The following is a 13,508-nucleotide window of genomic DNA, read 5'->3' on the forward strand; positions in this document are numbered from 1 at the left end:
CACCCAAGACTTCGCCAAAGCCATTTATAACGACACGCCTACACTAAAAACTGCCGAAATAACCGGCAGAAAAGGCGATATGCAAATCAACCCTGATGGTACTAAAACCATGGAAACAGGTAGTGAAAAAATGATTTATCAGTGGGATAGTGATTTAAATATTATTACCAAGCAAACTGAAGAGTCTAAGCGCGTGGGGGAAATATTAAAAGGCTTGAAGCTTAGTGATGCGAACCCTGAAGGAAACAGTATTCCAGACAAATTACATGACACACAAGTAGACATAAGAGTTGTTGTTGGTGAAGGCGCATTTAAAACTGCCCACAATTTTAAAAACCGGCCTGATTTATTGGTATTGTTATTAAGGAAAGACCGTCATGCTCATATTCTTGAGAAAGAAATAAAATACTTAGAACAATTAGATTCGCTTGGCATGAAGACACCTGAGCGCTATAAACAAATCACATTTGTAGATAGACTCCACTTCAAGCACCACGGTTTAGTTGTACAAAAAATTCAAGGTGCAGAAGAGGTAAGGTTAGTACACAGAACTGAGACTCTATCACCAAAGATTCTTAATAAGAGTAACAACCAAACCTTAGAAGAAATTACGCGTTTACAAAAAATATTTACAAAAAACCCTAACCTTTATGTGTTAGATTTTCAAGGCCTTATTGCTGAAGATGGTCAATTATATGTTATAGATCCACAAGGTGTTGATCTTCATTCAAGCAGTAGGCGTAATTCAACTCAGTTAAACGCCTTACAAGGGGTCAAACAAAATATTTTAAAACACCACAAGCGCTTTACCGACAAAACACTCAACCACATTACCTACATTGATAAGGAGCTTTGGGGTCCACCCGATGATACACTCAAACAAAAAATACTAAATGATGCAAAAAAAAATAATAACAAAGTCATTGTTGTCTATGATGCTGCAACAGGTGAAAAAAATATTATTCACGAACCAAGCGGCAGTCAAAGTTTAGAGTTTGAAACCGTTGAAGTTATTAGTCGTGATAGTATCAGTCTAAGTGCTTATGCAAAATATGAATATCTTGATTTTGCCAGGCGACATAACTGGAAAAGAAACCACAAGTCTGTTTTCCGTGTCAACACCGCTGAGGGTTATGAAGCCTTAAATCTAAAAAGCAACGGCAAAAACAAATACAACATTATTTTGTCCATTGGCGAAGACAAGGTTACCAAAGACGCCGCCAATGCATTGTTTGAAAAACACCCTGATACCAGTATTATTGCGACACTTGACGAGCAAGGAAAATTGGTTTTTCCACACGGCGAAGCGTTTACGCCTGATTCCAGTGTACGGATCAATATTGTTGGACATCCAGAAACATTGGAAAAAGTGGGGGCCACAAAGTTAGCAGATTACACCGATCAATTAGTGCAACACTACAAGATAGATTCAGTAGACACTCACGCCTATTTGAATCGTGCTGCCCTGGTGGGTTGTAAAAACCAAGCACTTAGTGAAAATTACGCTAAACAGCTTTACACTCGAACATATTTAAGACACACTAGTGTTACCGGTAGATTAGGTGACATGCATATCAATGAAAATGGCTCTAAAACGATGGGCGATCGTGATCAAAAAATCGTTCATCGTTGGAATTACGAACTTGAAAAATCTACTTGGACAACGCAAAGCTCTAAGAATATTGGTGATGTTTTAGATCGTTTAAAATTGGGATTAGACGATAAAACCGCCTTAAATACTCCCGATACATTGACTCATGAGGATATAGGCAAGCCCAAAGTGTCCAGCAGCTATCAAAGCAACATCATTATTCAAAGTAGTGACGATCCTGTTGTAATCAAAGCAGCTAACGTCTTATTCAACAAACACCCTGACACCAGCATCCTTGTCAAATTTGATCAAAATGGCAATCTTGTTACTCTAAAAGGCGAAGCTTACACGCCAACAGGCGATACCCGTGTTAATTTTGTCGGTCATGGTACCGACTTCAACCAAGAAGGCGCACAATCGTTAGCAGATAAAGTCAAAATACTGCAACAAACCTACGGCACCAACAACACCAACATTGGGCGTATCGCCTTAGTCGGCTGCGGCACTGATGGTGTTAATCAAAACCTCACCCAAGACTTCGCCAAAGCCATTTATAACGACACGCCTGAGCTAAAAACTGCCGAAATAACCGGCAGAAAAGGCGACATGCAAATCAACCCTGATGGTACTAAAACCATGGAAACAGGTAGTAAAAAAATGATTTATCGGTGGAACAGTGATTTAAATATTATTACCCAGCAGACCGAAGAATCCAAACGCATGGGAGAGATATTAAAAAACTTGAAACTGGGTTGTGTGAGTTCCAAAGATTCGTCTGATGCTGATGCTGATGCTATTGATATAGATAACATTCCAGATACCTTAACCGATAAACAGGTAGACATGGGAGCCACTGTTGGATCAGGCTCATATAAAACTGCCCGCAATTTTAAAAATCAACCTGATTTATTGGTGTTGTTATTAGAGTCATTCGGTCAAGCCACCAGTATTGAAAATGAAGTAAGGTGCTTAGAAAAATTAGATTCGCTCGGCATGAAAACACCTAAGCGTTACAAACAAATCACATTTGTAGACGAATACTTTAATATTGAGCAACCTGGTTTAGTTGTGCAAAAGATTAAAGGTGCATACGACATAAGGTTAAGGCGCAAAACATATATTAATCCCCAGTCAAATGTGCTTGATAATAGCAATAATCAAACCTTAAAAGATATCAAACATTTGCAAAAAATATTTGCAAAAAATCCCAATCTTTTTGTGCAGGATTTCCAAGGACTTGTTGCCGAAGATGGTCAACTGTATATTATAGATCCACAAGATGTTGATATGAATTCAGACAGTAAACATAATTCGACTCACTTGAATATTTTGCAGAGATTTGAGCAAACTATTTTAAAACGCCACGAGCGTTTTACTGACAAAGCACTCAATCATGTTGCCTATATTGACAATAGAATTTGGAAATCTTACAGCAATGCACGAAAACAACAAATACTAGGTAATCTACAGAAAGAAAGCAATAAAGCCCTTGTTGCTTATAATTTTGTAACAGGTGAAAAAGAAATCATTCATAAACCAAGTAACAGTCAAGATTTGGACTTTGACACCATTGAAGTCATTACCCAAGACAACCAAAATCAAAGTGTTGATTTAAGACAAGACTGTGTTGATTTTATGGATCAACAAGGTTGGGTGAAGAGCAGAGATGCTGTTTTCCGTGTAAACACCTTTGAGGATTACAAAGCCTTAAATCTGAAAAGTAACGGTAAAAACAAATACAACATTATTTTGTCCATTGGCGAAGACAAGGTCACTAAAGACGCTGCCGAAGCACTGTTTAAAAAACACCCCGATACCAGTGTTATTGCGACACTTGATAAGCAAGGACAATTGGTTTTTCCAAAGGGCAAAGTATTTACGCCTGATTCCAGCGTACGGATCAATATTGTTGGACATCCAGAAACATTGGAAAAAGTGGGGGCAACAAAGTTAGCAGATTACACCGATCAATTAGTGCAACACTACAAGATAGATTCACTCGACACTCATGCCTATTTGAATCGTGCTGCTCTAGTGGGTTGTAAAAACCAAGCGCTTAGTGAAAATTACGCTAAACAGCTTTACACTCGAAAATATTTAAGAGGCGCTAGCGTTACAGGTAGATTAGGCGATATTCAAGTGAACGAAGATGGCTCTAAAACCATGAATGACAAGGATCAAAAAATCATTCATCGTTGGAATTACGAACTTGAAAAATCTACTTGGGCAACGCAAAGCTCTAAGAATATTGGTAAAGTTTTAGATCATCTAAAATTGGGGTTAGATGATGAAACCGCCTTTAATCTGCCTGATTCATTGACTCATGAGGATATAGGTGAACCTATTAACGAAGGCAGCACGAAAGTTGCTTACATCTTAAAAAACCATCCTGATTTGTTATTTTTACAATTAAACCAAAGACTAAAGGATGCGCATTCAGTTAAACGATTAAAAAACGAAATTAGATGGATTAACAAATTTAGAGAAATGGGCGTTAAAACGCCAAAATATTTTAAGGTTATTTTTATGACTGATGAGAATAACCAAAAGCATTATGGTATTTTGGTTGAACGCATTCATGACACAATGATAACAAAACCAGGGTGGCTACCTGTTCCAGAGGAGCGTGTAACGTACAAAACGCTAAGCGATATTCAAAATTTATTACAGAAATTTAATCAATATCCAAATTTAAGCATTGATGATTTACAAATGTTATTAGGCAGAGATGGGCAACTTTATATCATAGATCCATTAAATATTAATTCGCCATCATCTAAATATTTGTCTGATTTTTCACAGAACGAAAGAGAAAATAGTATAGAAAATTTGCAAGAGTGGAGAGATACATCGTTAAACACCCTAAAAGAATTTAACCAAAATAAAGGCATGCACGCCATTTTTGTTAGCAAAGAGATGTTAGATCGTGATCCAGAATTTGAAGAAAGTCTATTAGATAAAGCACAAAAACAACAAGACCTTGTTGTTATGGGTTACGACTCAGAAGGCACAACCAAAGTGCTTTACGAGCCAAAAACCAACTATAAAATAGATAGAATTGAAGTAATGATTGATAAAAGCAATCACTTTATTAGTAAAGCTCAAATGAGATCTTTAATAAGAGACAACCCCAAAGTGTCCAGTGACATGGTTTTCCGTCACGCACTAAAAAAAGATTTCAGTAAATATCGAAGCAACATTATCGTTCAAAACGGCAACAGTGAAGCCGCCGTCAAAGCTGCCCAAGCCCTTGCCAATAAACACCCTGAGAGCAGCATTATTGTTCATTTTGACGACAATAACAAATTGGTCACATCAGACAATGAGATTTATACCCCCAAAGGCAATGTGCGTCTTAATTTTGTTGATCATGGAGAAAATTTTGCCAATGGTGAAAATGGCATGGCGGAATTGACCGATAGAGTCAAGCAGATTTATGATACTTACGCCAATGAAAATACTTATTTTGATCGCATTACCCTAGTAGGTTGTAATACTTCTCGCATCAAGCAAGGTCTAACTAGGGATTTTGCCAAAATGATTTATGACAACATACCAGCGTTAAAAACTGCTGAAATAACGGGCAGAAAAGGCGACATGCAAATCAATCCTGATGGCACTAAAACCATGGAAACAGGCAGTGAAAAAATGATTTATCAGTGGAATGGTGATTTAAATGTTATTACTAGGCAAACTAAAGAGTCTAAGCGTGTGGGGGAAATATTAAAAGGCTTGAGGCTTGGCGATGCGAATCCTAAAGGTTCACCTGATACCGTAGACATAGACAGCATTCCAGATAAATTATATGACACTCAAGTAGACACAAGTGTTGTTGTTGGTGAAGGTGCATTTAAAACTGCCTATAATTTTAAAAACCGACCTAATTTATTAGTATTGTTATTAAGAACATACCATCGTGCTCGTATTGCTGAGCAAGAAATAAAAGACTTAGAGCAACTAAAATCGCTTGGCATGAAAACACCTGAGTTTTATAAAAAAATCACATTTGTAGATGAATTTGACTCCAAGCAACACGGTTTAGTTGTACAAAAAATTAAAGGTGCAGAAGAGATAAGGTTAACGGTCAGAAATGAGGCTTTATCACCAAAGATTCTTAATAATAGTAACAACCAAACCTTAGAAGACATTGCGCGTTTACAAAAAATATTTACAAAAAACCCCAACCTTTTTGTGTCAGATTTTCAAGGTCTTATTGGTGAAGATGGTCAATTGCATATTATGGATCCACAGGGTGTTAATCTTCATTCAGACAGTGAGAATAATGCATCTCAGTTAGACATCTTACAGGGGGTCAGACAAAATATTTTCAAACACCACAAGCGCTTTACCGACAAAACACTCAACCACATTGTCTACATTGATAAGAAACTTTGGGACTCACCCGATGACGCATTCAAACAAAAAATACTAAGTGATGCAGAAAAAAATAAGAATAAAGTTATTGTTGTTTATGATTCTGCAACAGGTGAAAAAAATGTTATTCGCCAGCCAAGAAACAGTCAAAGTTTAGAGTTTGAAACCGTTGAAGTTATTAGTCGTGATAGTGTCAGTCTAAGTGCTGATTTAAAAAATGAATACCTTGATTTTGCTAGGCAACATGACTGGAAAGAAAGCAATAACTCTGTTTTCCGTGTCAACACCGCTGAGAGTTATGAGGCCCTAAACCTAAAAAGCAATGGTAAAAACAAATACAACATTATCTTATCCATTGGTGAAGACAAGGTTACCAAAAACGCCGCCCAAGCATTGTTTGGCAAACACCCCGATACCAGTATTATTGTGACACTTGACGAGCAAGGAAAATTGGTTTTTCCGCAGGGTGAAACATTTACGCCTGATTCCAGTGTACGGATCAATATTGTTGGGCATCCAGAAGCATTAGAACAAGTGGGAGCGAGAAAGTTAGCGAATTACACCGATCAATTAGTGCGACACTACAAGATAGATTCGATTGACACTCAAGCCTATTTGAATCGTGCTGCGTTAGTGGGTTGTAAAAACCAAGCGCTGAGTGAAAGTTACGCTAAACAGCTTTATACCCGAAGATATTTAAGAGACGCTAGCGTTACCGGTAGATTAGGTGATATGCATATCAATGAAGATGGCTCTAAAACGATGGGCGATCGTGATCAAAAAATCATTCATCGTTGGAATCATGAATCTCAAAAATCTACTTGGACAACGGAAAGTTCTAACAATGTTGGTAAAGTTTTAGATCATCTAAAATTGGGGTTAGATAATGAAACTGCTTTAAATATTCCCGATACATTGACTTATGAGGAGATAGGCAAGCCTATTGACAAAGGCAGCAAGAAAGTTGCTTATACCTTAAAAAACCATCCTGATCTATTATTTTTACAACTAGGGAAAATCCTAGGAAACAGAAACTATGTTAGACAATTAAAAAACGAAGTTAATTGGATTAATAAATTTAGAGAATTGGGTATTAAAACGCCAAAATATTTTAAGGTTGTCTCCATGATTGGTAAGGATAATCAAGAACACCATGGTATTTTAGTTGAGCGTATTCATGACTCATTCATGGTAAAACCAGGGTGGGTACCCCTTAAAGAAGAGCGCATAACACACAAAACACTGGCCGACATTCAGGCTTTATTACAACATTTCTCAAACAATCCAGATTTGATTATTGCTGATTTGCAAATGTTAGTAGGTAGAGATGGGCAACTTTATGTTATAGATCCAGCAAATCCTAATTCGCCGTCGATTCAGTCTTCACTCCCTAATTCACAACAATTTAGAATGAAGAGTATAGAAGGTTTGAGAGGGTGGAGAGACGCCTCGCTAAATGTTCTAAAAACTTTTAACCAAAACAAAGGCATGCATGCCATTTTTGTTAGCAAAGAGATGTTAGAGCGTGATCCAGAATTTGAAAAAAGTCTATTAAATAAAGCACAAAAACAACAAGACCTTGTTGTTATGAATTACGACGCAGAAGGCACAACCAAAGTGCTTTACGAGCCAAAAACCAACTATAAAATAGATAGAATTGAAGTAATGGTTGATAAAAGCAATCACTTTATTAGTGAAACTCAAATGAAATCTTTAATAAGAGACAATCCTAAAGTGTCCAGTAATATGGTTTTTCGTCACGCACTAAAAGAAGATTTCAGCAACTATCAAAGCAACATTATCGTTCAAAACGGCAACAGCGAAGTCGCCGTCAAAGCCGCCCAAGCCCTCGCTAATAAACACCCTGAGAGTAGTATTATTGTTCGTTTTGATGCTGATGGCAATTTAATCACACCAACAGATGGACTTTATACGCCCAAAGGCAATGTGCGTCTTAATTTTGTTGATCATGGAAAAAATTTTGCAGAAGGCGAAAATGGCATGGAGAAATTGACCGATAAAGTCAAGCAGATTTATGATGCTTACGCCAATGAAAACACTTATTTTGATCGCATTGCCCTAGTAGGTTGTGATACTTCTCGCATCAGGCAAGGTCTAACTAGGAATTTTGCCAAAATGATTTATGACAACATACCAGCGCTAAAAACTGCTGAAATAACGGGCAGAAAAGGCGACATGCAAATCAACCCTGATGGCACTAAAACCATGGAAGCAGGCGGTGAAAAAATGATTTATCAGTGGAATGGTGATTTAAATGTTATTACTAGGCAAACTAAAGAGTCTAAGCGCGTAGGGGAAATATTAGAGGGTTTAAAGCTTGGTGGTGCTAACTCTGAAGGCTCATCTGATACCATTGATGTAGACAGCATCCCAGACACATTAAGTAACAAACAAGTGGATACAAAAACTGCTATTGGTTCGGGCACCTATAAAACTGCCTACAATTTTAAAGATCAATCCGATTTATTGGTATTGCTGTTAAAGTCACGCTATCAAGCCGCTGATATGGAAGAAGAAACAAGATGGCTAACGGAATTAGATTCGCTTGGCGTAAAAACACCTAAGCGCCATAAGCAAATCATATTTGTTGATGAATCTGATTCTAATACTAGGCAACACGGCTTAGTTGTGCAAAAAATTAAAGGCGCACATGATATAAAGTTAATGCGCAAAAAAAAGGTCCAACTAAGCGAGCATCTATTGCAAGTGCTTGATAGTAGTAACGACCAAACCCTAAGAGATGTTAAAAATTTGCAGAAAATATTTGCATCAAATGACAATCTTAGTGTGTCAGATTTTCAAGGGCTTATTGCCGAAGATGGTCAATTGTACATTATAGATCCAATGGGTATTGTTATGTCGCCTCAAAATACTAAGCGTAACACGGATCAGTTAGATGCCTTGCAAACATTTGAACATTATATTTTAGAACGCCACAAGCTTTTTACTGACAAAACACTTGATCATATTGTCTATATTGACAAACAACTTTGGGATGCACCTGGTGAGACGCTCAAACAAAAAATACTAAGTGATGCAAAAGAAAAGAATAATAAAGTCATTGTTGTCTATGATTCTGCAACAGGTAAAAAAAATATTATTCACCAACCAACCAACAGTCAAAGTTTAGATTTCGTAACCGTTGAAGTTATTAGCCGTGACAATATAATTCCAAGTGCTGATTTAAAAAATAAATACCTTGATTTTTCCAAGCAACATGGCTGGAAAGAAAGTAGCAACTCTGTTTTCCGTGTCAACACCGCTGAGGGCTATGAAGCCCTAAACCTAAAAAGCAATAACAAAAACAAGCACAACATTATTTTGTCTATTGGCGAAGATAAAATCACCAGGAATGCCGCCAAAGCGTTATTTGACAAACACCCTAACACCAGTGTCCTTGTTACACTTGATGAGCAAGGTGAGTTGGTTTTCCCAGAGGGCAAAGCATTTACGCCTGATTCTAGTGTGCGGGTCAATATTGTTGGACATTCAGAAGCATTGGAACAAGTAGGGGCAACAAAGTTGGCAGATTACACCGATCAATTAGTGCAACACTACAAGATAGATTTAGTAGGCAATCACGCCTATTTGAATCGTGCTGCGTTAGTGGGTTGTAAAAACCAGCTACTTAGTGAAAATTACGCTAAACAGCTTTATACTCGGAGATATTTAAGAGACGCTAGCGTTACTGGTAGATTGGGCGATATTCAAGTGAACGAAGATGGCTCTAAAACCATGAATGATAAGGATCAAAAAATCATTCATCGTTGGGATTATGGACTTGAAAAATCTACTTGGGCAACGCAAAGCTCTAAGAATATTGGTAAAGTTTTAGACCATCTAAAATTGGGGTTAGATGATGACACCGCCTTTAATCTGCCTGATTCATTAACTTATGAGGATATAGGAGAGCATGTTGGTAATGGTAGTGATAAAGACGCTTATAAGCTAAAAGCTTATCCCAATCTATTGTTTTTACAATTAAATAAAGAAAGCCAGTCAAGCTCTAATGTTCAAGCATTAAAAACTGAAATTGATTGGGTTAATAAATTTAGAGAAATGGGCGTCAAAACACCAAAATATTTCAAGACTATTTCCATGATTGACGAAAACCAGCAAGAACATTATGGCATTTTAGTTGAACACATTGATGATGCATTGATGGTAAGGCCAGACTCTATACAACTGGTTAAAGAGGAGCGCATTACACGCAGAACACTTACTGACATTCAAAATTTATTAGAAAAATTTGAACAACATCCAAATTTAAGTATTTATGATTTTCAAATGTTAATGGGTAGAGATGGGCAGCTTTATGTGTTTGATCCAGCAAATACTTATTCGCCATCAACTGATTCTCTGTCTACCCCTGTACAAAACATTAGAGCAAAAAATATAGAGAATTTGGTAAAGTGGAGGGCTGACTCATTCAATACCCTTAAAGCCTTTGAGAGAAACAATGATATGCACGCTATTCTTGTTGAAAAAGCCATGTTAGAACACGACCCAGAATTTGAAAAAAATCTGTTGAAAAAAGCAAAACAACAACAAGACCTTGTGCTCATGAGTTACGACTCAGACGGCACAACTCAAGTGCTTTACCAGCCAAAAACCGACTATGAAATAGATAGAATAGAAGTAATAGTTGATGAAAACAATCACTTTATAAGTAAAGATCAGATGAATGATTTAATCAAAGACACCCCTCAAGTGTCTGATGATATGATTTTTCGCCACACACTCAAAAAAGAATTTAGCAACTACCGAAGCAATATTATCGTTCAAAATGGCGACAGCGACATTGCAATCAAGGCTGCCCAAGATCTTGCTAACAAACATCCAGACAATAGCATTATTGTTCGTTTTGATGCTGATGGCAATTTAATCACACCAACAGATGGATTTTATACACCCAAAGGCAATGTACGCCTTAGTTTTGTTGATCATGGCGCTGATTTAAGCAAAGAAGGTGCACAATCGTTAGCGGATAAAGTCAAAATATTGCAACAAACTTACGGTAATGATGGCACCGACATTCAGCGTATCGCCTTGGTTGGTTGTAATACCGATGGCATTGATCAGAATCTCACCCAAGACCTTGCTAAAGCCATTTATAACGACACACCTGAGTTAAGAACTGCCGAAATAACCGGCAGAAAAGGCGACATGCAAATCAACCCTGATGGCACCAAAACCATGGAAACAGGCAGTGAAAAAATGATTTATCAGTGGAATGGTGATTTAAATGTTATTACCAAGCAAACTAAAGAGTCTAAGCGTGTGGGGGAAATATTAGAGGGTTTAAAGCTTGGTGGCGCTAACTCCAAAGGAGGTAACATCCCAAGCACATTAAACAGCAATCATGTAGATACAGAAACTGTTGTTGGTGAAGGTGTATTTAAAACTGCCTATAATTTTAAAGGTAGACCTGATTTATTGGTGTTGCTATTAACCTCAGGTTTTGAAGCCAGCGAGATTGAAGAAGAAATAAAACACTTAAAGAAACTAGATTCGCTTGGTATAAAAACACCTAAATTTTACAAAAAAATCACATTTTTAGATAAATTTAACACTAAGCAACATGGTTTAGTCGTGCAAAAAATTAAAGGCGCACAAGATATAAGGTTATCGTACAAAAGTCTGATTCCAACAGGAAATTCTTTGTTAAAAATACTTGATAGTAGCAACAATCAAACTTTAGCTGACATTCAACATCTGCAAAAAATATTCGCAAAAAATGCTGCGTTGGTTGTAGCAGATTTTCAAGGGCTTATTGCTGAAGATGGTCAATTGTATATTATGGATCCACAGGGTATTGATTCAAGTGAAAGGGGACATTCAGATCAGTTAAATGCTTTGCAAGCACTTAAACAAACTGTTTTAGAACACCACAAGCGCTTTACCGAAGAAACACTCAATCACATTATCTACATCGATAAGAAACTCGATGATGCGCTAAAACAAAAAATAGTAAGTGATGCAAAAGAAAATAATAATACAGTCATTGTTGTCTATGATTCTGTAACAGGTGAAAAGAAAGTTGCTCATAAACCAAACGACAGTCAAAATTTAATTTTTGAGACTGTGGAAGTTATTGCCCATGATAGCAATAAGCAACGCGCTGACTTAAAAAAAGAGTGCCTTGATTTTCTCAAGACATGGAGCTGGAAAGAAAGCAACAAGTCTGTCTTCCGTGTCAACACGCCTGAGGGTTACGAAGCCTTAAATCTGGAAAGTAACGGTAAAAACAAATACAACATTATCTTATCCATTGGCGAAGACAAGGTTACCAAAGACGCCGCCAATGCATTGTTTAAGAAACATCCCGATACCAGTATTATTGCGACACTTAATGAGCAAGGAAAATTGGTTTTTCCAAAGGATAAAGCATTTAAGCCTGATTCCAGTGTACGAATCAATATTGTTGGACATCCAGAAGCATTGGAACAAGTGGGAGCAACAAAGTTAGCAGATTACACCGATCAATTAGTGCGACACTACAAGATAGATTCAATTGACACTCAAGCCTATTTGAATCGTGCTGCGCTAGTGGGTTGTAAAAACCAAGCACTGAGTGAAAATTACGCTAAAGAACTTTACACTCGAAGGTATTTAAGAGACACTAGCGTTACAGGTAGATTGGGCGATATTCATGTGAACGAAGATGGCACTAAAACCATGAATGAGAAGGATCAAAAAATCATTTATCGTTGGGATTATCTACGTGGGAGATCTACTTGGACAACGCAAAGCTCTAAGAATATTGCTAAAGTTTTAGATCATCTAAAATTGGGCTTAGATGGCGAAACCGCCTTAAATATTCCCGATTCATTGACTCATGAAGATATAGGCAATCCTATTAACGAAGGCAGTACGAAAGTTGCTTACACCTTAAAAAACCACCCCGATCTATTGTTTTTACAGCTGGGGGAAAATCCAGGAGAAAGCGATTATATTGAACAATTAACAAACGAAGTTGAGTGGATTAATAAATTTAGAGAAATGGGTGTTAAAACGCCAAAATATTTCAAGACGCTTTCTATCATTGACGTAACTGGTCAAGAACACTATGGTATTTTAGTTGAGCGTATTCATGACTCATTTCTAGTAAAACCAGGGTGGGATCCTCTTAAAGAAGAACGCATAACACACAAAACACTGGTCGACATTCAGGCTTTATTACAACAATTTGCAAGCAATCCAGATTTTAGTATTGTTGATTTGCAAATGTTAGTAGGTAGAGATGGGCAGCTTTATGTTATGGATCCAGCAAATCCTGATTCACCGTCGACTGAACCCTCATACTTTATGCGTGATTATTTACAAAAATTTAGGAAAGAGGGTATAAGAGAATTGAAAAAGTGGAAAAACACCTCGCTAAATGCTCTGAGGGCCTTTAACCAAAATAAAGGCATGCACGCCATTTTTGTTAGCAAAGAGATGTTAGATCGTGATCCAGAATTTGAAGAAAGTCTATTAGATAAAGCACAAAAACAACAAGACCTTGTTGTTATGGGTTACG

At 37.2% G+C, this 13,508-nt stretch carries 1 protein-coding gene; it reads left to right on the top strand.

Going from position 1 to position 13,508, the window contains the following annotated elements; all coding sequences use genetic code 11:
- A partial coding sequence (locus tag BBROOKSOX_RS06040; RefSeq protein ID WP_139660334.1) for a C80 family cysteine peptidase occupies positions 1 to 13,508 on the top strand: 13,508 nt, incomplete at both ends.

The organism is bacterium endosymbiont of Bathymodiolus sp. 5 South, assembly GCF_900128535.1.
Taxonomy (GTDB): Bacteria; Pseudomonadota; Gammaproteobacteria; order PS1; family Pseudothioglobaceae; genus Thiodubiliella.